Source organism: Gottfriedia luciferensis, assembly GCF_002156865.1.
Taxonomy (GTDB): Bacteria; Bacillota; Bacilli; order Bacillales; family Bacillaceae_G; genus Gottfriedia; species Gottfriedia luciferensis.
In genome coordinates, this window is record NZ_NCTA01000031.1 from 14,718 (window position 1) to 37,484 (window position 22,767).

The 22,767-nt window shown below is 30.9% G+C and carries 20 protein-coding genes and 1 pseudogene; 5 read left to right on the forward strand and 16 right to left on the reverse strand.

The window, feature by feature from the left end:
• Window positions 1-268 precede the first annotated feature (268 nt).
• The 10 genes from B7R67_RS16780 to B7R67_RS16820 form a co-directional block, all read right to left on the reverse strand.
• On the reverse strand, window positions 269-2,182 hold the full coding sequence (locus B7R67_RS16780) for a methyl-accepting chemotaxis protein (RefSeq protein ID WP_088072138.1): 1,914 nt from the start codon (window positions 2,180-2,182) through the stop codon (window positions 269-271).
• Window positions 2,183-2,570: 388 nt separating this feature from the next.
• Window positions 2,571-3,698 carry a stage II sporulation protein P gene (locus B7R67_RS16785; protein WP_088072139.1) on the reverse strand — a complete coding sequence of 376 codons (1,128 nt, stop codon included), beginning with the start codon at window positions 3,696-3,698 and terminating at the stop codon, window positions 2,571-2,573.
• A 414-nt stretch (window positions 3,699-4,112) separates the two neighbouring features.
• Window positions 4,113-4,535 (reverse strand): hypothetical protein, encoded by a 423-nt coding sequence (locus B7R67_RS21930; protein WP_142289580.1) that lies wholly within the window; start codon window positions 4,533-4,535, stop codon window positions 4,113-4,115.
• 219 nt (window positions 4,536-4,754) lie between these two features.
• Window positions 4,755-5,645 carry a TIGR03943 family putative permease subunit gene (locus tag B7R67_RS16790; protein WP_088072140.1) on the reverse strand — a complete coding sequence of 297 codons (891 nt, stop codon included), beginning with the start codon at window positions 5,643-5,645 and terminating at the stop codon, window positions 4,755-4,757.
• A gap of 13 nt (window positions 5,646-5,658) precedes the next feature.
• On the reverse strand, window positions 5,659-6,540 hold the full coding sequence (locus tag B7R67_RS16795) for a permease (RefSeq protein ID WP_088072141.1): 882 nt from the start codon (window positions 6,538-6,540) through the stop codon (window positions 5,659-5,661).
• A 68-nt stretch (window positions 6,541-6,608) separates the two neighbouring features.
• Window positions 6,609-7,550: a magnesium transporter CorA family protein gene (locus tag B7R67_RS16800; protein ID WP_088072142.1), complete on the reverse strand. Its 942-nt coding sequence runs from the start codon at window positions 7,548-7,550 to the stop codon at window positions 6,609-6,611.
• 182 nt (window positions 7,551-7,732) lie between these two features.
• Window positions 7,733-7,918 (reverse strand): hypothetical protein, encoded by a 186-nt coding sequence (locus B7R67_RS16805; protein ID WP_088072143.1) that lies wholly within the window; start codon window positions 7,916-7,918, stop codon window positions 7,733-7,735.
• A 66-nt stretch (window positions 7,919-7,984) separates the two neighbouring features.
• Window positions 7,985-8,626 carry a DedA family protein gene (locus B7R67_RS16810; protein WP_088072144.1) on the reverse strand — a complete coding sequence of 214 codons (642 nt, stop codon included), beginning with the start codon at window positions 8,624-8,626 and terminating at the stop codon, window positions 7,985-7,987.
• A gap of 120 nt (window positions 8,627-8,746) precedes the next feature.
• Window positions 8,747-10,381 carry a peptide ABC transporter substrate-binding protein gene (locus B7R67_RS16815; protein WP_088072145.1) on the reverse strand — a complete coding sequence of 545 codons (1,635 nt, stop codon included), beginning with the start codon at window positions 10,379-10,381 and terminating at the stop codon, window positions 8,747-8,749.
• Window positions 10,382-10,795: 414 nt separating this feature from the next.
• Window positions 10,796-12,427 carry a peptide ABC transporter substrate-binding protein gene (locus tag B7R67_RS16820; RefSeq protein ID WP_088072146.1) on the reverse strand — a complete coding sequence of 544 codons (1,632 nt, stop codon included), beginning with the start codon at window positions 12,425-12,427 and terminating at the stop codon, window positions 10,796-10,798.
• A 700-nt stretch (window positions 12,428-13,127) separates the two neighbouring features.
• On the opposite strand from B7R67_RS16820, the gene pssA reads away from it, so the two are divergent.
• Window positions 13,128-13,862 carry a CDP-diacylglycerol--serine O-phosphatidyltransferase gene (gene pssA / locus B7R67_RS16825; protein ID WP_088072147.1) on the forward strand — a complete coding sequence of 245 codons (735 nt, stop codon included), beginning with the start codon at window positions 13,128-13,130 and terminating at the stop codon, window positions 13,860-13,862.
• Between the two features lie 436 nt (window positions 13,863-14,298).
• Complete coding sequence (locus tag B7R67_RS16830) at window positions 14,299-15,234, forward strand: metal ABC transporter substrate-binding protein (protein ID WP_088072148.1); 936 nt, start codon at window positions 14,299-14,301, stop codon at window positions 15,232-15,234.
• 123 nt (window positions 15,235-15,357) lie between these two features.
• On the opposite strand, the gene B7R67_RS16835 is transcribed toward B7R67_RS16830, so the two are convergent.
• On the reverse strand, window positions 15,358-16,641 hold the full coding sequence (locus tag B7R67_RS16835) for an MDR family MFS transporter (protein WP_088072149.1): 1,284 nt from the start codon (window positions 16,639-16,641) through the stop codon (window positions 15,358-15,360).
• A gap of 185 nt (window positions 16,642-16,826) precedes the next feature.
• Here B7R67_RS16835 and B7R67_RS16840 point away from each other — a divergent pair, with 185 nt between their 5' ends.
• Complete coding sequence (locus B7R67_RS16840; protein WP_088072150.1) at window positions 16,827-17,876, forward strand: YkvI family membrane protein; 1,050 nt, start codon at window positions 16,827-16,829, stop codon at window positions 17,874-17,876.
• Here B7R67_RS16840 and B7R67_RS16845 read toward each other — a convergent pair.
• From B7R67_RS16845 to B7R67_RS16860, 4 genes are all read right to left on the reverse strand, one after another.
• The gene (locus B7R67_RS16845) at window positions 17,873-18,241 is read right to left on the reverse strand and encodes a DUF3979 family protein (protein ID WP_088072151.1); all 369 of its coding nucleotides are present in this window, start codon (window positions 18,239-18,241) and stop codon (window positions 17,873-17,875) included. The genes B7R67_RS16840 and B7R67_RS16845 overlap by 4 nt on opposite strands.
• 133 nt (window positions 18,242-18,374) lie before the next feature.
• Entirely contained in the window at window positions 18,375-18,752 is a 378-nt protein-coding gene (locus tag B7R67_RS16850) for a hypothetical protein (protein ID WP_088072152.1), read from the reverse strand.
• Window positions 18,753-18,832: 80 nt separating this feature from the next.
• Window positions 18,833-20,998: a DNA topoisomerase III gene (locus tag B7R67_RS16855; RefSeq protein ID WP_088072153.1), complete on the reverse strand. Its 2,166-nt coding sequence runs from the start codon at window positions 20,996-20,998 to the stop codon at window positions 18,833-18,835.
• A 202-nt stretch (window positions 20,999-21,200) separates the two neighbouring features.
• Window positions 21,201-21,425: a hypothetical protein gene (locus B7R67_RS16860; RefSeq protein WP_088072154.1), complete on the reverse strand. Its 225-nt coding sequence runs from the start codon at window positions 21,423-21,425 to the stop codon at window positions 21,201-21,203.
• Between the two features lie 303 nt (window positions 21,426-21,728).
• Here B7R67_RS16860 and cspD point away from each other — a divergent pair, with 303 nt between their 5' ends.
• Window positions 21,729-21,926: a cold-shock protein CspD gene (gene cspD, locus B7R67_RS16865; protein ID WP_088072155.1), complete on the forward strand. Its 198-nt coding sequence runs from the start codon at window positions 21,729-21,731 to the stop codon at window positions 21,924-21,926.
• 263 nt (window positions 21,927-22,189) lie between these two features.
• Window positions 22,190-22,435, forward strand: coding sequence for a DUF2564 family protein (locus B7R67_RS16870; RefSeq protein WP_088072156.1), 246 nt, complete (start codon window positions 22,190-22,192; stop codon window positions 22,433-22,435).
• Between the two features lie 143 nt (window positions 22,436-22,578).
• Here the strand turns inward: B7R67_RS16870 and B7R67_RS16875 are convergent.
• Window positions 22,579-22,692, reverse strand: a pseudogene (locus tag B7R67_RS16875) (zinc-finger domain-containing protein); the annotation flags it as partial.
• Window positions 22,693-22,767: the final 75 nt, after the last annotated feature.

The window sequence follows — 22,767 nt, forward strand, 5'->3', positions numbered from 1 at the left end:
TACAATTTACAAAAGGTTATGTTATTTCAGGGAATGATCTGAAAAGAAAAAACTGTTTAATTCGTCGCTTACATGAAAATAGATTTTAAGTTGATTGTTTTTATTTATTTTACCACTTAGTCCTATTAGGTATTATCAGACACTTTTTTTATAATGTAAGTTGATTCGTTTGTAAGCAGTAGTCGGATTTTGACTATAATAGTTCTTTTAATGGTCAACAATCATCATCTATATTTCATAGCGATTATTAAACAGTTTCATTTTAAAATTATTTTAATTCTACATTTTTTTCTTCATTCAATTCATTTGATTCAATAGTAAGGTCAATTTCTTCACCCTCTATTAATTGTTCAGATTCATCAACTTGATGATCTCCGAGAGTGTACTCATCGACTTCGCTTTCATTTGATTCTAGCTCTTCACTAGCAGATTCTTCATGAATTTCGAACTCAGTTTCTGTACTTATATCGACATTTGAGCCATCAATTACGAATTGATTAATCACATGATCAAGTTCACTTGATAACTTAGTTAATATGATTGCGCTTTGTGCTACATCATCCATTGTTGCACTTTGTTCTTCTACAGAAGCAGCTGTTTGTTGAACACCAGCTACACTTTGTTCTGTAACGGCAGCAACTTGCTCAATAAAATTCATTAATTCCATACTGCCTTCTTGCATTGTAGACAATGTTGATGCAATTTCCTTAATTTCCAAATTCATACTTTCAACTCGAGTATTAATACCGTTGAAAGTTTCGCCAGTTGCTTCAATTGATTGAGTACCTTTTTCTACTTCTTTATAACCTTCATTTAATGAATTGGCCATCGTACTAGCTTCTACTTGGATTGTTTGGACAATTGAAGTGATGTCTTGTACCGAAAGTTTAACTCCTTCAGCAAGTCTACGTACTTCATCAGCAACTACTGCAAAACCTCGCCCTGCTTCTCCAGCACGAGCTGCTTCTATAGACGCATTTAGAGCAAGTAAGTTAGTTTGGTCAGCAATATCACGAATAACTTTGATAACTTTAGATATTGATTTTGCATGAGAAACTAATTGTTCTACCCTTTCAACCGATCCTTTTACAACATCATGGATAATCGTCATTTGTTGTAGGGATTCATTCATTTGTTTATAACCAAGATTAGTTCGATCTTGCACCTCATTTGAAACACCTTTTAGCATTTCACCTGCTTGTCCAGCTACTGACATTTTATCATTAAAGTCGCTCATCATTTCAGCCATTTGGTTTGAAGATTCAGCTTGTACACCAGAACCAGTTGCAAGTTCTTGCATTGTTGCTGCTATTTGTTGCGATGCTTTTTGTACATCTGATGCAGATTGTGTTAATTCATTACTTTTACCATTCATTTCTGTTGAAACTTTATTCATTTGACTTACGATACGTAATAAGTTTTCTTTTACTTTATTTGTAGCTGAAGATAAAACAGCAATTTCATCTTTTCCATCAAATACTTCACTTTCAACACTTAAATTTCCTTTAGAGATTTCTTCAATTGAGTGAAGTACTTTATTCATTTTACGATTGATCAAACGGTTTGCAACAAATAATGCAATACTTGAAAGCAATGCACTAATTAAAACTGCTAATATTAACATTGTTTTTACAGTATCAATTGAACCTTGAACGCGTTGATTAACTCCACTATTTTTCTTATCTAAAATTTTAATAACTTTTGACGAAATACTATCTATATAAGTTTGTGTACCGTATGCTTGATTAAGCAATAATTTCACATAAGAATCGTCTCTTTTACTAATCGCTGGAACAATTTTCTCATCAGTAATTGTATTCATTAATGAGTTATAGTCTAATACTTGTGCAAATGCTTTTTTTATTTCTTTATCATTCATTTCACTGTTCGCTTTATTGACAGATTTTAAAAATTCTTTGTCTATTTTATGATAATTATCAAGAGATGCCTGATCTTTAAATGTAGCATATGCTGATAAAGCTACATATTTTTTGTAAAATGTAGTTGATATTTTTTGCGCAGCTAAAGCTTGTTGACTAAGTTTGTTTGCATTCTTATACTCACTACGAATAGAATTTAGCAAACTAAAAGTTAACGCTGAAGATACAACAAAGACTGAAATAGTACCAATTGTTACGATTCCATATTTACCACTAATTCGAATATTTTTTAACCGAAACATTACAAAAACCCCTTTTTTACCTATAAAATTTTTCTTTTTAAATTGAATGATTTCTTTTTTCAAGCACTTCCGTCTAAAGACCGTGCCAATTTTCCTAGAGGTTACACAATATTCTGCTATTATAATTAATATATCGGCAAGTATATAGACTTTTTTTACTAAATTTTCAGTAATTTCTTAAAATCAATAAATAGTAAGTGCAGGATTAAGGAATGGCAGGATCAAGAAGAAAGGAAAAGAATATAAAAAACTTTAGAATATTGTATTGATTTCCTCTAAGTAATTCTCAACCCTTATGCTTTTCCTGCCTGTCTTCCAAAATATAAAAACAGGAACTCTTGGAAAAAAATCTTTTCCAGAAATCCCTGTCTTTTTATCTTTCATTACTTTATTTTTGATGTTCCCAATAATAATTACTTAAGATTTCTGATAGTAAGTCGATTGTACGATACAGTTCTGGTAATGTATTATCGACACCTCCAACTTCTATTAACAATGAGTTTGGAGATAAATCCTGGTTATAGACTCCATTTCCTTGCTTATAATTTTTACTGTATATTCCTCGTGATAATCCTTTATTAAATTTTTTCACTTCATTATTTATGTCTTTTGCTAATTGTAAGTTCTTTTTATAGTCTTTATTTTCTACACCAACAATAAAATATAGTTTTGCATATTTTTTACCATCTATATCAATCGTAGTAACATCTTTTCTTTGGTCATCGCGGTGAATGTCTATTAAATAATCTAAGTCCCGATCTTTAGAAAGAGCTTCTTGTACAACTGCCCTAGACATTTTATATGAGGATGGATATTTCAAATTTCTCTGCGCTAGTTCAGCTCCAATATTTGTCTTATCATCAATTGCGCCAATTCCATTTGCTTCTAAATTTCTTCTCATTCTTTCACCCAATAAACTGACATTAACTTTTGGAGAAGTAGCCTGATTTGGTGATTTTGCTCCAGGAATCAAAGGTAAGAAGGATTCCCAGCTATGTGTGTGATAAATTAAAAACACGTCTTTTCCATTTGTTGTTTTCGTTGGTGGTTTTGTAGGATTGATTGGCTCATTTATTGGATCTTTTACTGCTGGATTATGATTAATTTCATCTATTGTTAAACTTGATTCAATTGGTAGATTCGTAAAATCGATTCCTTCACCGGCCACTAGTATATTATTTTCAAACTTTGACATACTTGATATTTCATGCACTATTAAGCTTTTTGGGTCATACAGTCTAATATTGGATATAAAAGAAAAAAGAATATTCCCGATAGGTTGTCCATTTTTATGTGATTCGTCCCCGAGCTTAAAGTAAGCATTTTCGTATTCAAAAGCTTTAATAAATCCTTCATAGCTCATTTTTTCAAACCATTGATGAATATAATACGATTTTGTATTTTTCATTGAAGTTACAAATAAGCTCGCTAATAAAAATAATAAGACAATGCCTACAAAGACACTTGCCATCACTCGTTTTAGATTAAAAGTTTTGATATAGATTGATTGTCTCATTAAATCACCTCTACTAAATACGTATGTACAAGCCCTCTTATTTAGAATGAAAACTTTAAAGTATAGAAAAAAAAATCCAAGAAAAAATCATTTATATGCACTGTTAAAAAGAAGGTTGATTTCCGTTCCAGGATGCTCGCTTTCCATGGGGCGTGAGCTGAGCCTCCTCGGCAAGCCTGCGGGGTCTCACCCTTCCCGCTACTCCCATAGGAGTCTTCCACCTTCCACTCCAATCAATGTCTTTAAATATTCTTGATTTTATTTCTATAAAAATTTTTATGAAAATGTCTTTTGTATTATTTCAACAATTAACATTAAAAAGGCCTAATAAAAAAAAGAGATGCCAAAAGAGACACCTCCAAAAAATAAGTTCGTATACTATTGTAATGATTTAGTATTTCTCATTACCAAGAATTACATATTGCAGCGACTGAAGTTACTAAGTGGATTTGCTACACAACTATTTCTAGCAGCTTCTAATTGTGTATTGCAGAAAGAGCTAGTTGCTGGAGAAACCATACTGTTGTTATTACGATTTCTATTTCTTCTGCATCCACAACCTCTGTTGTTGCTCACATTTCTATTGTTGTTCATATTTCTATTATTGTTTCTATTTCTGTTGTTGTTCATATTTCTGTTGTTGTTCATATTTCTATTTTCACTTCTGTTTTCGTGAGCATTGTTCATGTTTTCAGACATTACTCGGTTATCACGGTCGTGTCTATCACAATCACACTCATTACATGGTCTACGAACTTCTGTAAACTCTCTCATATCTCTTACAGGAGATACTTCTTCTCTTTCTATTCTACGATTGCAACCACAAAATCCCCACATTTAAATAACACCTCTATAATTATTTATTGTACATTTATAAGATACGTCAGACTTTTAATATTGAATGTGTACATGTCTAGATATATACAAGTTTTTTATTTTTTTTTTATTTTTTTTATTGATTTTCGGTAATTGAAATTCCAAAAATAGTTATTCGTTTAGTAAGTGTTTAGTTGCATATCACAAAGAAACAAAAAAAATGAACCATAAAGGTTCATTTTATTTATTTCGATATACATATTCATTTTTTGGTGGTTGAATTTCCTTAGTTTTTGATATGTCCATATATGGAATGTTTACTTTAAATGGTTGATAGTACATTTCTTTTACAGTACCTGTAGCTTCAATCCACTGATCGTTTTTAAATGTTTGACCATCAGGTAGATTGATTAACATACCATATACCCCAGAGTCAGCTACACAGTGAATGATTCCAAATCTAAATAAGAAGGCTTGATTTTTATTTAATCCTTTTTCGTGATAAATAAATCCTTTAAAAGTTAACTTTTTTCCGATGTACTTTCCAGGTTCATCATATAAAACTTCCATCCCTTTTAGAAAGTCGTCATCATTTAAAACAATACTTTTTTTATTTATATACTCTTTTGCTTCTTGTTTAATTAGCTTTTGGTATCCTTCTTGTCCATAGTAAATACTTAAATCTGGTTTTAAATATTGTCTTTCCATAAATGGATCATTATTTCCAGGTTCCGATACTGGGAAATGAAAGCCTTTCGCTTCAACAATAGTTGAATCTAAACTTGCGATCGGTAAGAAAATACCCGTAAACAATGGAAAAATGAACACTAATCCGTTTAAAAACTTTTTAAATCCTTTTGCTTCTTTATGGACATGTCCATGTACACATGTGTGGTCACAATCGTGATGGTGATCATGGTTGTGTTCATGGTCATGTTCATGATGATCCTCTTCCTCATGACTTGTTCTTAAAGTATGAATCACCTGTATCAATGTTAGAAATGCAAATAATATCCCAGCTGTTAGAGATAAATATGAGTATTTCATATTAATATATTTTGAGATTGTCCCTTTAATATGCAATTGCATTAAAAAAAAGGTAAAGCCTAATAATACATATGCTCTTGCCATAACATTTCTCCTCTTAGATTAATAGTGTAGTAACAAAAGTTAGAACTGTTACTAATCCGATAATGATTAAAACATAACGACTTTTAAAATGTTGGAATAACATTAACGTATTTTTTATATCGACCATTGGTCCAATGACCATAAAGGCAACAATTGAGTTTAAAGAAAACGTACTTTGAAAAGAAGAAGCAACGAATGCATCTGCTTCAGAACAAAGTGATAATATAAAGGCTAATGCCATCATTACTAATATACTTGCTACTTGTCCATTTCCAATGTGCATTAAAGTTGATGTTGGAATAAATGTTTGGACAAAAGCTGCAATAAATGCCCCTAAAATTAAGAATTTACCCATTGAGAAAAATTCCTCAATAGCATGTACACAAACGCTCCACAACTTTGTCTTAACAGGAATTGTATAATTTACAGGTACTGTTACTACATCATGTTTTAATGGATTTTCTATTTTTAAATAAGATAATACGATTCCAATGATATAAGCAACAATCATCGCTGCTCCTGCGCGATAAATAACCATTTCGATATTATTACCGAATGCAATAAATGTTGCAAACAATACGATCGGGTTAATGATCGGACCTGTCAGCATAAAGGCAACGGCAACATAATGCGGAACACCTTTTTTAATTAACCTACTTACAATCGGTACAATACCACATTCACACCCAGGGAAAATAAAACCTAGTAAGATCGCTACTAAAACAGCTAGATAACGATTTTTTGGAATTATTTTAGATAGCATTTCTTCAGTGATAAATAACTGAATAATCCCTGATATAAAAACTCCAATTAAGATGAATGGTAGTGCCTCAACAACTATAGAAATAAAGATTGTATTCATCTGTAAGAATGAATGATAAAAATTTGTACCCATACTCTCTCTCCCATGTACTTTAAAAATGAAAACTCACAAAACCTCCGAATGACCGGCGGCTTTGTGAGTTAAAAGTACCTTTTTTTCCAAAATATATATGCAATTGTTGATGATAACAAAACGGATATTCCAATGACAATTGGAAATGCATGTGGAACATGCGATAATGGAATGTTATCTACATTCATTCCATAGAAACTAGAAACCATAGTTGGAATAGATAAAATGATTGTAATCGAAGTTAAGAATTTCATTACAATATTTAAATTATTTGAAATAACTGAAGCAAATGTGTTCATCATTCCACTTAGGATATTACCATAAACTTCTGCCATCTCGATCGCCTGTTTATTTTCAATGATTACATCTTCTAATAAGTCTTCATCATCTTCGTACATCTTTAATATATTTCCTTTAAGGATTTTTTGCATGACGATTTTATTCGATTTTAAAGAAGTTGTAAAGTAAACAAGACTCTTTTCAAGGTTCAGCATTGTAAATAGCTCTTGGTTCCTTGTAGATTGATGTAATTCTACTTCAATTTCATTTGTTTTACGATTAATTTGTTTAAGATATCGTAAATAATACGTTGAAGTTGTATGCAAAAGTTGAAGTGCAAAGCGCGTCTTTTTAAATGTAAAAAATCCTTTTACTTTTTGATAAATAAATCTTTCAAAAATCGGATTTTCACTTAAACAGATCGTTACAAACGTATTAGATGAAATAATCATCCCGATTGGTATTGTATCAAAAATCGTATGCCCATTATCATCATGAGCAACAATAGGTATATCAACAATAATTAGAGTGTGTTCCCCTTCGATTTCAATCCTTGACCGTTCTTCATCATCAAGAGGGTCTTTAATAAAATCTAAATCTAAGTCTAACTTTTGAACAAGATATTGTATCTCCTGTTCAGTAGGATTGATTGCATTAATCCAACAACCTTTTTCAATTGAATCGACTTGATTTAGTTTCCCTTGTACATCTGAAAGATAAAAATTTAGCATGTTAATTCACCTCTAATTCTAAAACAAAACTGCACAATAATAGCATACGAAACATTTTTATATGTTTCAACCTTTATTAAAAAGAAAGTCAAATTTCTAATAATCAAGCACAATAGATCCTTCTTAATTTCAGCAACTATCTTATTCAAACATAAAGAAAAAGGCCACATATAGTGACCTAATTAATATCCGCTTTTATAAAAATAATACATATCACTTAAATCATCAATGTATTGATATACTTCTAATTGACTTTGAAGCTCTTCTTTTGTATGTACTGAATAATCTTCAGAGCTCAATTGGTTTTGAACATTTGAAAGTGTATTTGAAATATCTGATTTTAATACTTCATATGACATAGAATACATAAAAATCATCCTTCCAACTGAAATTTATCATATTATATGTAATATAAAGAAAATCAAATCATTCGATTAACTTCTTTTCTTTGAAATTAATTTTTTTATTAAGAAATAAACAACAAACAGTGCTAACGCTACAACAATAATCATTGGTGTATATGGTGCCAATACTTGTTTTGCAGTTTCCCAATTCTTACCAAGTTTTTCACCTATTAAGATGAAAAGTATGGACCACGGAATAATTGCAACAACTGTAAAGAACGTAAATTGACTAATTGGCATCTTAGCTAGTCCTGCTGGAATTGAAATTGCGTGTCGAACAACTGGAATAAACCTAGCAGTAAACACTACTCCCACTCCGTATTTTGAGAACCATTTTTCTGCGAGATCAAGATGATGTTTATTAATTAATATGTACTTTCCATACTTTTCAATAATTGGTCGTCCCCCATAGTATCCTAACCAATATAAGAATAATTGAGCAATCGTTCCTCCAATTACTCCCGCGATTACAGCACCTACGAAATTAATATGACCTCCAGCTACAAGGTATCCTGCATACGCTAATACGATTTCACTTGGAATAATCTCAATCATTAATCCTAGTGCCACACCTAAATATCCTAAAGATGCAAAAAATTCTAAAATTTGATGTATGATATTTGTCAATAGGATCCTCCTCTCGAAACAACTTGTACTATCATGATAATACATAGGAAGTTAAAATATGTCAAAATAAAGAAAGACAAGCACTCCTACTAGTTCAAAACCAAAATAAAAAAAGCTGCCCAAGTCAGTTACCTGACGATGGAACAGCCTTTATTAATTCAATAATTATTTAATTGTAACGTATTTGTAAGTATAGTCTGGTCCGAAAGCGTGCTCAAGTAAACCTTGTACTTTTGGCTTCATAACGTAAGCAATCGCACGTTGGTAAATCGGAAGAATTGCTGCATTATCTTGAACTAAGATTTTTTCTGCTTTTAAGAATGCATCAGAACGCTTAGATGGGTCTAATAAGAAATCTCCACCAGCTTCACCGATTAACTTGTCATATTCTGCATTTGAGAAGCCCATTTGGTTGAACGGACTAGAAGAAGTCCACATATCGAAGTATGTCATTGGATCTTTGTAGTCTGGTCCCCATCCACCGAATGAGATATCGTAATCTTTCTTAGAATTTAAGTCTAATTGTTGTGCAAATGGAACTGATTTAATGTTGATTTTTAAACCAGGTAAGTTTTTAGTGAATTCACCTTGTAGGTACTCACTGATTTTTTTGTTTGTTTCAGTATCAGAACCTAATAATTCGATTGATACATCTTTCTTACCGATTTCTTTTAAGCCTTGTTCCCATAAAGTTTTAGCATCAGCTGGATCGTATTTCACAAGTTCTCCAGAAGCTTTACGGAAATCTTGTCCGTTTGCATCTAAGAAGTTACTTGGAGCTAAACCATATAATGGTACTGAACCGTTATTTAAAATTACGCTTGTAATTGCTTCACGGTCAAACGCTTCGTTTAAAGCTTTACGGATATTTACGTTTTTAAGAGCTGGATTTTTCGTTTCGTTTACACGTAAGAAGAATACAGTAGGCTCTTTTGTAGTTCCGTAATTTGGATCAGATTTATATTTATCAACAAACTCAGCAGTTAAACCAGCACGGTCAACTTCTCCTGACTCGTATAAGTTAACAGCAGTTTGTGGATCTTTAACGATTTTAAAGTTGATTTCTTTTAATTTTACGTCTTTAGCATCATAGTAGTCAGGGTTTTTAACTAATTGATAGCTTTCATCATGTTTCCACTCTTTTAATTCGAATGGACCATTGAAGATTAATTTGTCAGCTTCTAAAGCGTAATTTTTACCTTGAGACTCAACATATTTTTGGTTTAAAGGTAAGAATGTTGGGAATGTTACTAAAGAATCAAAATATGGAATAGCTTTTGCTAATTTAACTTCTAAAGTTTTATCATCAACAGCTTTAACTCCTAATTGATCAACTGGTTTTTTACCAGTAGTAACATCTGTACCGTTTTCTAACACATTCAACATGAATGCATACTCAGATGCATTTTTAGGATCTGCAGCACGTTTCCAAGCGTAAACGAAGTCAGCTGCAGTAACAGGATCACCATTAGACCATTTAGCATCACGTAAGTGGAATGTATAAGTTAAACCATCAGGTGATTTATCAAAAGATTCTGCGATACCAGGTTTTACCTCATCATTTTTACCTAATGTGTTTAGACCTTCCATGATGTTACCTAAAACGTTGAAAGATTCAGCATCTGTAGAAGTACTAGAATCTAGACCTGGCAGTTCCGCTCCGCCTAGTAAGTTCAATACTTGTGGTTTTGCACTTGCTGTTTCTTTTTTACCATCATTTGATTTGTCTGAGTTACATGCAGTTAAAAGCATGCTCACAGCAACAGATAAAGATAGAAAATACGATACCTTCTTTTTCATTAGATTGCCTCCCCAAATTTTAAACAATTAGACTAAAAAACTATTAAAATATTCAAACAATTTTTATTGTCCGAATAGTTAATAACCTTTAATATAATTCTTATTTTACATACTTTTTAGAAAATATCAACAAAAAATCGACATTTTTTTCAAAAAAATTAATAAATTTAAATAAATCTTTACTTTTTTGTAATAAAACCATTAGATTCCTGTTACTTTTTTGCATATTCACTCAAATCTATTAATAATTGCCCCAATTTTAATAAATGATGAAAGTGGGACAAATATGTATACTTTTTAAACTATTTGCTCCAGATTAGATTTCGAGATATGTACGTTTGATACCTCTTTTAGAATTAAATAATCAATTTTCTTTAAAAAAGAGAAGGGATCGCCCTTCTCTTTCCTAAAATATTATTTTTTGTTAGTAGCCCATTTGTAAGAGAAATCTCCACCAAATTTATGTGCGATAATTCCTTTAACTGAATCTCTTTGTAGATATGCACGACCGCGTTGATAGATTGGAGAGATACCAGCTTCATCCATGATAAGTTTTTCAGCTTGTACCATGTCATCCCAACGTTTTTGTGGATCTGCTTCTTTCTTAGCTGCGTTTACTAACTCATCATATTTAGGGTTGTTATATGCCATTTCATTGAATGGGCTGTTTGATAAGAACATATCAATAAATGTCATTGGATCTGGATAATCCGGTCCCCAACCTGAGAATGAGAAGTCATAATCTAATTTTTTCTCTAAATCAAGTTTAATTTCAAATGGTTGTGGAGCAACAGTAATTTTTAAACCTGGTAGGTTCTTCATAAGTTCTCCAGCAATGTACTCAGCAGCTTTCTTTCTTGTAGTATCATCATAAGAAATCATTTTTAATTCAAATTTGTCTTTACCTAATTCCTTCTTAGCTTGAGCCCATAATTTTTGAGCTTCTTGAACATTATACTTATTGAAGTCTCCGTTATGATCACGGAAGTCTTTTGAATCCGGGCCTTTTACCCACTCAGAAGGTACTAACCAGTAAGCTGGCTTAGAACCATCATTTAAGATTGCAGATGTGATAGCTGATTTATCATAAGCTAAATCAAAAGCTTTACGTGCGTTAGCATTTTTAAAGATTGGTAGTTTCTCATTAAAACGGAAGAATACTAAACGAGCATCTAACTGAGTTTTGTAATCTGGATCGTTTTTATATTTATCAACGAATTCAGAATCTAACATTACTTTATCGATATCTCCGTTTTCATATAAGTTAACAGCAGCAGATGTATCCTTAACTACATTGTATTTAATTTCAGATAATTTAACTGAATCTTTATCCCAGTAGTTTTCGTTTTTCGTTAAAGTAAAGCTTTGCTCATGTTTCCACTCACTTAATGTAAATGGACCATCGTATAATTGTGTATTAGCTTCTAGTCCGTATTGATCACCTTTAGACTCAACCCATTTTTGGTTTTCAGGTAAATATGTACCAAAAGTAGTTAATTGTAAGAAATAAGGTGTAGCTTGTTCTAAAGTAACTTGTAAAGTTTTATCGTCAAGCGCTTTAACTCCAAGTTGATCTTTAGGCATTTTACCATTGAAAATTTGCTCAGCATTTTTCACATAGTATAAAATGAATGAATATTCAGATGCAGTTTTAGGATCAACTGCACGTTGCCAAGCATAAACGAAATCATTTGCAGTTACAGGCTCGCCATTTGACCATTTTGCATCACGTAAGTGGAATGTATATGTTAGACCATCTTTACTAATTTCAGTTTCATCTTTCTTCGCAATTCCGTCTACTACTTCATCACCTTGTCCTAAACGAAGTAGCCCTTCATTTACGTTGTTTAAAACTTCAAATGACATTGAATCCGTAGTTTTTGCAGAATCCATAGAAGGAATCTCAGTAGTTGTAGTTAATCTTAATGTTTGCTTCTTATCTTTCTGTGGTTTAGTTGCCGTCGTTTCTGAGTCTTTGCCACAAGCTGCTAGTACTGTACTAAGTACTAATAAGCTTGAAACAGTTGTTGCTAATCTACGCTTCATAGAGCACCTCCATATTTTAGTGACCATTCCATTCCTTATTTACTTATTTTTCTGAATAGTCACTTATTACTTTTTCAATATACTACAAAATTTTCAGAAAAAAAAGCATTTTTTTAATATTTAATTTATTTTTTATTAAGAATTCGTAAAATCATAGTTCATTTTTCATAATTTTTCCTATTTTTAGTGTAGTACAATTAGTATGTAATGCTATTCACATATTTTTTTGAAAAGGTTCTGTAGAAAAAAATGTTGATTTCCGTGGATGCTCGCTTTCTTAAAAGCAGGAACAAGGAAATGCAGGATAAAGTAAAAGATATAAAAAGCTATAGAGAATTTTATTGATTTCCTCTATATAATCCTTGTCCTTTATGTTTTCCTGCCTTTCCTGCTCTTAATTGGTCTCAGCCTTTCCGCTACTCCCATAGGAGTCTCCCACCTTCCACTCCAATCAAATCTCTATTTATATCTATACTTTAAAATCTATGAATTCTTATAGAGGCATCTCCTTTTGTAAAACATCTATAATTTAGAGCCTTTTGAAAAGGATAAGATGATTTTTACACAAGTTCGAGTCATTTTTATCTAACATTTTTTGAACTTAATTATTCGTTTCCATTCTTACTAAATTTTGGGTTATAATATATCTTATTGTATTTATACAACATAATTTTTTATATCAATTTTAGGAAGTGAATGTATGATAAGAAAAAGTATCCCAAACCTATTTACATTAGGTAATTTATATTGTGGATTTCTATCGATTGGTTTTGCTGCCAATGGAGAAGTACGAAATGCAGCAATACTTATCTTAATCGGAATGATGTTAGATAGTATGGATGGTCGTGTGGCTAGAGTTTTAGGTGTACAATCACAATTAGGTAAAGAATTGGATTCGTTAGCTGATATTGTAACGTTTGGAGTTGCTCCTTCCTATTTAATTTTTTGTACACAGTTTTCTAGTGAAGGCATCCTTGGTCTAGGGATCGCAGGTTTATTCCCATTATTTGGTGCTTATCGATTGGCACGATTTAATGTGACACCTATTTCAACATCTTTAAAATATTTTACTGGTGTACCAATTACAGCAGCAGGTGGATTTGTTGCATTTTTAACGTTATTTGGAGATCGTATTCCTCAAATCGTGATCATAACTGTTTTCGTTGCATTAGCCTTTCTCATGGTAAGTAAAATTAAAATTCCTAGTTTTAAAGATATACCGATTCCGAAATATGGAACGATTATTACGATTTTTTTAGGATATGCACTTTACCTTGTTTGGTCCGCTAAAAAAGTGCAATGGCCATTCTTTATTTATATTGCAATTCCTCTATACATTTTCTTTATTTTCTTTCAATTTTTTAAAAGTAAAAAGAAACAATCAGGAAATGAAAATCAAAAACCTAAAAAATTCCGTTTAAAAAGAAAGTCTTAAAACTTCATTATTAAATAACCTAAAAAGTATGTTTTGATGGATTAAATTCATTTCATCAAACATACTTTTTTTTATGGCTATCTTAAAAAAGAAGTTTGATTTCCGTTACATTATGCTCGCTAATGGTACACCCTTCTTTATTAATCGAGTTTTTTTTAAGTTTAAATAGCTTTTTTCTTGCACATTCATAATTCCTGATTTATAATTGCAAAGTGTTAAATCGTATTTATTACGCTTTGAATGTTTTTAACCTAGTTTTCAACTATAGATTTTATAATTTAACTAGTGTACGGTATTAAAAATATCTTACATATTTTTTTAAAACTTAAAAAGGAATGATTACGAATTAATGAAAAAATTTTAACTTTTTTTTCGATTAATTATACCCACATTACAAAATACTAAAAGAATCATAATATTTAGGGAGAGTTTAAACATGAAATTTAAAAAACTAGCAGTTACTACTTTGCTATTAACAGGGGCAATCCTATCTGCTTGCAATAAAGAAAGTAATCAGAGTCCAAAAAATAAAAATAAACTTGTGATTTATACTACCATCTTTCCTCTTCAAGATTTTGCTGAAAAAATTGGTGGAAAGTATGTTGAAGTACATTCTATTTATCCTACTGGTGTTGATTCGCATGATTTTGAACCTACTTCAAAACAAATTGTTAAAATCGCAAATTCAGACTTATTTGTTTATAATGGGGCTGGTATGGAACCTTTTGCAGATAAAATAAAAGATACCTTAGAAAATAATCATGTTGCTATTTTAGAAGCTACTAAAAATGTAGATTTAATAAAATCAAATGAAGAAGAAGTTCATGACAATGAAGAACATCATGATGTGGATCCACATGTGTGGTTAGATCCAACTCGAGCAAAAATTGAGGCAGAAAATATTAAAAATGAGTTAGTTAAGTTAATGCCTAAAAACAAACAATATTTTGAATCAAATTATGATAAAATTGATGGCCAATTTGATAAACTTGATAGCGAGTTTAGTCATTTAATCTCACACTCGCAACGTAAGGATATTGTAGTTTCCCATGCTGCATATGGATATTGGGAACAACATTATGGAATTAAACAAATTCCAATAACAGGTCTATCGCCTACACAAGAACCATCACAAAAGGACTTAAAGAAAGTCGTTGATTTTGTTAAAGAACACAATGTTAAGTATATATTGTTTGAAACTTTCGCAACTCCAAAAGTGGCTACAGTAGTTAGAGATGAAACACATGCTGAGATTTTAAGACTCAATCACTTAGCTACTATTTCTGAGGATGATTTAAAAAATCATAAAGATTATTTCGCTTTAATGCAAGAAAATATTGATACTCTTGATAAAACTTTAAATAACCGCTAAAGATAACTCGCCGATTGGCGAAAAAAGAGGCTAAAATTTGAAACGATGTCGAGTTTTTAGTAAAAAAGCACCTCAATTGTTAGTTGTAACTAATAATTGAGGTGCTTTTTATTTTAATTTCTTTTATACTGCTTTAACATTATTTGAAATTGCTTCAGGTTTTTTCTTTATTTCCTTAAACATTAATTCAAATAAATAAGCACCAATTAAAGCTAAGAAAGAAATAATTGCAAATGTCCATTTATATCCAATTAATCCAGCAAGTGGAATCGTTAATGGAGCAATTGTCCTTCCAAATGACCATCTTAATCCAGCTGCTGCAAAGTACTGTCCTCTTTGACTTTCAGGTGCAATCTTTGCAATAAATGAATTTTGATTTCCTACAACTAAGATCTCTCCTAATGTAAATAATGCCATCGCAATAAAAATTACATAGGCTGATACGGTGAAACCAAATAAAAGCATAGAAAATGCATAACAAACAGATGATGCGAAAAATAAAAATCTTTCATTAAACTTATTAGCAAATTTCGTAATTAAAACAGTAAATAATGCAACAATCAATCCATTTTCAGCAATTGTCCAACTAAATAAAGTTTCACTATTTGTTTTTAATGTAAAATCCCCTAAACTAATTAATGTCTGTACAGGAATGCTCTCTTTTATATAGACAGCCAATAATAAATCTAATTGTGTAAATGTTTGAGAGATTAATATACCAGCTGCAACAAATAAGAAAAAAACTTTATCTGTAAAAATAACTTGATAATTTTTTACTTGTTTAATAAAGACTTTCGTAATTGAAGCTTCTTTTTCTTGTTTTATCGAATCTGGTAATGATTCCTTTATTAATAGTAATATCATAAATGCTACTATTAAAAAGATAAATGATGAAGTTGCAAATAATAGAAACCTTGCCTTAAAAAATAGAATTCCTCCAATAATTGGTCCGATCACAACATTTATATTTATCATCGTATAAAAAACGGCGAAAACTAAATTTCTTTCTTCCTTATCTTCAACAGTATCTGCAACCATCGCCGAACTAGCCGGGTTATATAGCATTCCAGTAACGCTTATGATAGCAAAACCAAAAAAAGTTAGCCACGGCGAGTTTAAAATAGGCGAATTAGCTATTGTTAATAAAATCATTCCACCAGCTTGAATAAAAGCTGAAATAACCATCATTTTTTTTCTTCCGTACGTATCTGCTAAATACCCACCTATTAGATTTGCAATTACTCCGACAGCTTGTGAACACATTAATAAAACCCCTGCTGTCACTTTACCTAATTCTTCAGCAAAATAGATTGCTAGAAATGGTAAATACATCCAAAAGAATAAACCAAAGAAAAACTCAGCAACAAGCCTTACTTTCATATTAAAATTCCATTTGAGTATATTCATGTTGTCCGTCCCCCCTAACAGATAAACTTTAACATAAATAAAAATACTCGTAAAATGGATTTTTTGAACTACACCGCCTAATTTGTGGACATATAGACCAGCATTTCTAAACATTTAAAGTTATAGCATGTCTAATTTACGAATATGTATCATACAATTTAGTACTACATTTAGGAGGACTTCCTATGAAATTCAACTTGAATAAAGAAGTTCGTAACATTGCTTTTACTTATGTTGGAACAGTAATTGGAGCCGGTTTTGCAACGGGAAAGGAAATTGTAGAGTTCTTCTCTGTAAACGGGGTATATGGTGCTTTTGGAATTTTATTTGCAACGATCTTATTTTGTTGGTTTGGCACAAAAATTATGACAATTGCACATACATATAAGTTAAATTCTGCTCAACAATTTAATGTGCTTTTATTTGGAGAACTCGGAGGCAATCTAATTAACGGTCTTTTATTCTTTGTTTTACTAGGCGTTACAAGTGTAATGTTATCTGGGGCTGGGGCTGTCTTTCATAATTATTTACATTTCAATTCATTTTTAGGTTCGTTACTATTCATCATTTTGACTTTTATGGTATTAAGAAAAGGGACAAGTGGTTTATTTAGCCTTAATAATACCGTAGTCCCCATAATGTGTGCTTTTATTGTAGCAGTGTTTATTAATTCACATTTACCTTTTACAATGAAGGAAGTTACGGTCAATAATATCCTTCCTTCTATTAATACGTTAAATTTTTCCGTTTTTACTAAACCTATTACATATGTCTGCTTAAATATGGCATTGGCCCAAGCTGTTTTAGTTCCAATTGGTTCTGAATGTAAGGAAAAATCATCTATTTTATATGGCGGCGTCTTAGGCGGTTTAATTTTAGGTACGATATTATTATTAATTCACTTAAATGTTTCAGAAGTTAGTAATTTTCAAAAATATGAAATTCCAATGGTAGAAGTCATCAAAAAAGTTCATCCGCTATTTTATTATTTTTTCTTAATGGTCATTTTAGCAGAAATTTTTACTACACTTGTTGGAAATATTTATGGTATGTCTAGACAAATAAAATCATTTATTCCATTTAATCTAAATCTACTAGTTGTTTTGATATTATTTGTCTGCTTATTTATAAGCATAATTGGATATGGACCGTTATTAACATTCCTTTATCCTTTGATTGGATGGATAAGTTTTATTGTGATTCTAACCTTAATAAAACCGAAAAAATCTACTTAATCACAATCATCACAAATTTCATAATATAAACCAAATTCAATATGTAGCTTAGGGTTCCATTGAATCTTAAACATTCTACTTTGCCAACGTTCTAATACAAATTGAATTGAGCTTTCATCATCATCATTTATTAAAATCATTTGATGAATCTGTAAGCTTTTTACAGAAAATCGATTTTCATTGTCAATATACCAATCGATTGTTAACTCTTCATATTCATTAATTACAAACTTAACAAATGTACTTGGTTTATTTTTTAGATTCATTTCACTAAAAATTCCGTTTTCAGTTACAATAACCGGATATTCACCTTTTTCGTTTTTTTCTAGCTTGATTTGAAAGGTATTTTCTAAAAAACAAATCATCGGGTCACCTTCTAATTTAAGTTATGCAGATAGTTTAACAAAAAAAGACAGGAAAGAACAGGAATAAGGATTTACTGGCCGAAGGGATCAAAAAAGGGTTACTCTTTCAATATTTCAAAAGAGTAACCCTTTTTTATTTTCGATTGTACAAATCCATATATTTTGGCCAGTATTTTTTTCTTTCTTTCATAATATGAACATATTCTTGTTTACAATGATCTAAATTTGGTAATTGTATTAATTGGTTATTTATCCAAATTGATACAATACCCTCTGTAGAATAAATCAAGTATTTATAATCTAAATAACTTCCAGGCTTTATGTTATTTAATCGTTCAAAAATATATTCTGCAAATTTATTCGAAAATGATACAATTACCGGACGTGTACCAATCCGAGCTAAATCTAGCACATGTACAATTTTTCGTTCACAATCTATACATAATGAATAAACGGAAGGAACCATCCCATCTGATAGATAAACCTGTTCGTTACTATAGAATTCCTTCACTTCAATCCCCCTATTAACATTGTATATAATTATATGCAATGAATAAGCGAATGGAGTAATAAAATTTCATTAGGATTTTTTTATTTAATTGAATTTTGGATGAACATAATCTTACCTTCTTCATTAAATTTTAAAGAAGCTTCAAATTCGTTATTATCCTTTGTAAACCCTTTGATAACATCTGTCGTTTCACCACTTAATAATTGCTTCATTATTGTTTTTGTAATTGTTTTCCCTAATATCTTTTTGGAGATGGTAACATTACATTTAGTTTTTTGAAATTGATCACACCCATAGAATGATCCTTTATCAACCAATTTACCATCACATTTAATACATTTTCCAATACTAGTTGATTTTTTCTTTGGCCCAAACTTGGTATTTTGCATTTCTTCAATTCGGAACTCTGAAAAATCCCATTGCTTCTCATTTTGATCGGCATCTTGTATTATTTTTTCTGTTAATTTTTTTGCTTGTTCCATAAAATCAAGACTACTTGCTTTTCCATCTCCAATTTCACTTAGACGCTGCTCCCATTTAGCAGTCATCTCAGGAGATGTTAAAATATTTTCCCCTAGTGCATAAATAATTAACTTACCTTTGTCATTTGCAAAAACTTGATTCTTTTTAACATCGATATATTTTCTATTTTTCAACGTACCAATAATTCCCGCCCTAGTTGCTTCTGTACCCAAACCTTCTGTTTTATTTAATATTTTTGTTAACTCCGGATCATCAATATGTTTTCCTGCTGACTTCATGAGTGTTATTAATTGACCTTCAGTATATCGTTTAGGAGCTTGTGTCTTCTTTTCTTTTACTTCGACCTTTTTAACGGAACCTTCCTGATTTGTTTCAACCTTAGGTAAGATCTGTTCTTCATTATTTTTTTCCTTCGTTTTTTCGAAAATGACTTTACGCCAACCTTCTTGAACCATCGTTTTCCCTTTAGAAATAAAGGTTGCACGTCCATCTACAATTGTATGGATTGTTGTATAATCAAAAATAGAACTTTGGTAGTGAGCGCTTATTAATCTATTCACAATTAATTCATATATTTTCAATTCTTCATCATTCATTTTACTAACATTTGGAACTTGCTCTGTCGGAATGATCGCATAGTGATCAGTTACTTTTTTCTCATTCACAAATCGACTATTATTTAAAATTGACGGATTTGGTAGAGGAAAGAATTGTGAAAACTGTTCTATTTTTTCAAGCTTTTTTAAGATTTCTGGAAGCATATTTGCTTCCTCTTTCGTAATAAAGCTAGAATCCGAACGTGGATATGAAATATTTCCTTTTACATATAGTTTTTGAGCAATTTCTAAAGTTTTTTGTGGTGAAAATTTATACTTTGCATTTGCATCAGCTTGTAATGCAGATAAATTATATAAAAAAGGTGGTTGAAACTCTTTTCGCTCTTGCTCTATATCTGAAACTTGCGCATTTTTATTTTCACAAAAAAGTACAATCTTTTCTGCTAATTCTTTTGTTGTAATCTTAGAATCATTTTCTTTATGCCATTTTCCAAAAAACTTTTGCTTCTCAAATTGGAATGTAGCTTGTACCTCCCAATAAGGTTCTGATTTAAACCTTTCAATCTCTAACTCTCTTTTAACAATTAATGCTAAAGTAGGAGTTTGTACCCTTCCAAGAGAAAAAACATCTTGAATTCCTTTTTTTTGTAAATGTAAAGAATAGACTCTAGAGGCATTCATTCCAACTAACCAATCCGCACATGCTCGACTATAAGCCTCAAAAAATAAATTCTTCGTCTCACTTTCATCCAATAATTGACTAAATCCTTTTCTAACAGCATTTTCTGTTAACGAAGAAATCCAAAGTCTTTTCATAGGTTTTCGATTTCCGGCTAAATTTAAAATAAGGCGAACAATATGTTCTCCTTCTCGTTCGCAGTCACCTGCTATTATGATTTCATTTACTTCATCTAAATGGACTAAATTTTTAATAATCGAAAATTGGTCCCACTTTCCTTTTGCTACTTTATGTTGAAAACGATTCGGTATAATTGGTAAAGAATTCAAAGACCACTTTTTCCATCTTTCATCATATTCTTCCGGTGATAATAACTCACATAAATGCCCAATTGCCCATGTTAAATATGCACCTTTTGGAAAAAATTCATTTGGCTGAATAATTAAAAAGCCCTTTTTCTTTTGAAATTGAAAAGGTGCAGCTAGCTTTAATCCTTGGTCAGGCTTTTCGGCAATAATTAATTTCATTTTCTTCCTCGCAATTTGTTCTAATTTTTCTATATGAACTTTTTGATATATAAATATTATATTAAAAGCAGGGATAAAGTAAAAGCAAGAAATACAAGAGGGGTATGTAAATTAGAAAGTATGAATGTGTTGGACATGTAGAAGAGCAGAAAAAAGAGAAGCTATCTTCTCTTTTCCCTGCTTGTTTTTCGTTTAAATTCAATTATTCACACGCTGGATTTCTTGGTATGCGGACAAATTCTACTTCTTCTAGAACTTTAATTCGCTTTGTTACGATTATAACGTAGTTTGCAGTCCATATATATTGAGGAAAATTGTTTTCATCAACCATCATCGCTTGAAAAGTATCATTCATCATTTCTTCAAATTTTTCTTCTGTAATTAAGTCATTTTCAATTTGAAAATCAATCCATTCACAATGTAACATTTTCATCTCTCCATCTCTTTCTAAAATGCTTACAGTATTGTGTTGTAGTAGTTGGTGTATCAACTACTATAGCTGGAGTATAGCATGAGATTTTTAATTTGTGAATTATTTCACAAATATATTTTTTTGTTTTTTTTATATTTGAATTATTTGTGTCTATTAATTGTTTATTTAGTTTATAAGCGCTTACTTGACTTATATTCTTAATAGTTGTATAGTAATTTCAACATTTATTATAATAAATTTAATAAATGAATAATTCTTTCGCGCATCTATGTGCAACGTTTTAGGAGGATAAGAAATATGCAAGGAAAAGTTAAATGGTTCAACAATGAAAAAGGTTTCGGATTCATCGAAGTTGAAGGCGGAGACGACGTATTCGTACACTTCTCAGCTATCCAAACTGAAGGATTCAAATCTTTAGAAGAAGGTGCTGAAGTTTCTTTCGACATCGTTGAAGGTAACCGTGGACCTCAAGCTGCTAACGTAGTAAAGATCTAATTAAAAACTTGACTACATAAAGGACTGAATTTTTTCAGTCCTTTTTTTTGTTTTGTATCCTATTTTTATTATGAAGCTTTTTAGATTTTTATTTAGCCCTATAAAAAAAGTCTAAAACCTTTTTGTAATTCCTATATACCTACTTTTTCCTAACCTTTTCTGACCACCCTTCTTTTAACTGTTCTTCCTGCCCCTTCCTGCTTTTCTACATATATTTCTTACTTAATTTGGGAATACTACAAAGTGAAATAAGGAGGTTGTTTATGTCAAACTTTAATAATTTTGAACAAGTAGAAATGAAAGTTCAAGCTGCTCAAAAAATTGTAGGTTACGCAACAATGAGTATGGATCAACAACAATTAACCGACGCAACTGAAGCGATACATGAAGCTAGAGCTCAGCTTGAAAAAATGAAAGGTCTTGCGACAGATTTAGATGATGAGTTTTTAGCCAAACAAGAAGAAGATTTAGCTCAAGTCGAGCAACAATTAAGAGAAGCTCAAATATAAAATGCAGATTTAAGGAAAAGAAAGGGAAAGCAGGTGAGACTTGATCCTGACTTTCCTTTTTTATTGTCTTAAGGAATTAACAGATTGCACTTAATTTATTCTTTTAGTAACGTTAAAAAGAAGGTACATTTAGTACCTTCTTTTTATGTTAATGGTTTGCCAATACTTTTAATTTTTTCTCCTACAGTACATTTATTAATACAAAAGGATTGAGCGAATTTTTGACTATGTTCCTTTCTAAAATGTTTATATACAAAGTGTCCAATATTTATAACACCATCAAAATCAAATCATTTCTTAGATTTTTATCATTACTTAAAAAGAATTCAAAC

What these genes read in the sequence shown, in the direction of transcription:
- B7R67_RS16840 (WP_088072150.1), top strand. Translation starts at nt 16,827, where the DNA reads ATGAAATTCAACTTGAATAAAGAAGTTCGTAACATTGCTTTTACTTAT.
- B7R67_RS16810 (WP_088072144.1), bottom strand. Translation starts at nt 8,626, where the DNA reads ATGTATTATCATGATAGTACAAGTTGTTTCGAGAGGAGGATCCTATTG.
- B7R67_RS16830 (WP_088072148.1), top strand. Translation starts at nt 14,299, where the DNA reads ATGAAATTTAAAAAACTAGCAGTTACTACTTTGCTATTAACAGGGGCA.
- B7R67_RS16800 (WP_088072142.1), bottom strand. Translation starts at nt 7,550, where the DNA reads ATGCTAAATTTTTATCTTTCAGATGTACAAGGGAAACTAAATCAAGTC.
- B7R67_RS16815 (WP_088072145.1), bottom strand. Translation starts at nt 10,381, where the DNA reads ATGAAAAAGAAGGTATCGTATTTTCTATCTTTATCTGTTGCTGTGAGC.
- B7R67_RS16790 (WP_088072140.1), bottom strand. Translation starts at nt 5,645, where the DNA reads ATGGCAAGAGCATATGTATTATTAGGCTTTACCTTTTTTTTAATGCAA.
- cspD (WP_088072155.1), top strand. Translation starts at nt 21,729, where the DNA reads ATGCAAGGAAAAGTTAAATGGTTCAACAATGAAAAAGGTTTCGGATTC.
- pssA (WP_088072147.1), top strand. Translation starts at nt 13,128, where the DNA reads ATGATAAGAAAAAGTATCCCAAACCTATTTACATTAGGTAATTTATAT.
- B7R67_RS16820 (WP_088072146.1), bottom strand. Translation starts at nt 12,427, where the DNA reads ATGAAGCGTAGATTAGCAACAACTGTTTCAAGCTTATTAGTACTTAGT.
- B7R67_RS16845 (WP_088072151.1), bottom strand. Translation starts at nt 18,241, where the DNA reads ATGATTTGTTTTTTAGAAAATACCTTTCAAATCAAGCTAGAAAAAAAC.
- B7R67_RS16835 (WP_088072149.1), bottom strand. Translation starts at nt 16,641, where the DNA reads ATGAATATACTCAAATGGAATTTTAATATGAAAGTAAGGCTTGTTGCT.
- B7R67_RS16855 (WP_088072153.1), bottom strand. Translation starts at nt 20,998, where the DNA reads ATGAAATTAATTATTGCCGAAAAGCCTGACCAAGGATTAAAGCTAGCT.
- B7R67_RS16870 (WP_088072156.1), top strand. Translation starts at nt 22,190, where the DNA reads ATGTCAAACTTTAATAATTTTGAACAAGTAGAAATGAAAGTTCAAGCT.
- B7R67_RS16785 (WP_088072139.1), bottom strand. Translation starts at nt 3,698, where the DNA reads ATGAGACAATCAATCTATATCAAAACTTTTAATCTAAAACGAGTGATG.
- B7R67_RS16805 (WP_088072143.1), bottom strand. Translation starts at nt 7,918, where the DNA reads ATGTATTCTATGTCATATGAAGTATTAAAATCAGATATTTCAAATACA.
- B7R67_RS16780 (WP_088072138.1), bottom strand. Translation starts at nt 2,182, where the DNA reads ATGTTTCGGTTAAAAAATATTCGAATTAGTGGTAAATATGGAATCGTA.
- B7R67_RS16860 (WP_088072154.1), bottom strand. Translation starts at nt 21,425, where the DNA reads ATGTTACATTGTGAATGGATTGATTTTCAAATTGAAAATGACTTAATT.
- B7R67_RS21930 (WP_142289580.1), bottom strand. Translation starts at nt 4,535, where the DNA reads ATGTGGGGATTTTGTGGTTGCAATCGTAGAATAGAAAGAGAAGAAGTA.
- B7R67_RS16795 (WP_088072141.1), bottom strand. Translation starts at nt 6,540, where the DNA reads ATGGGTACAAATTTTTATCATTCATTCTTACAGATGAATACAATCTTT.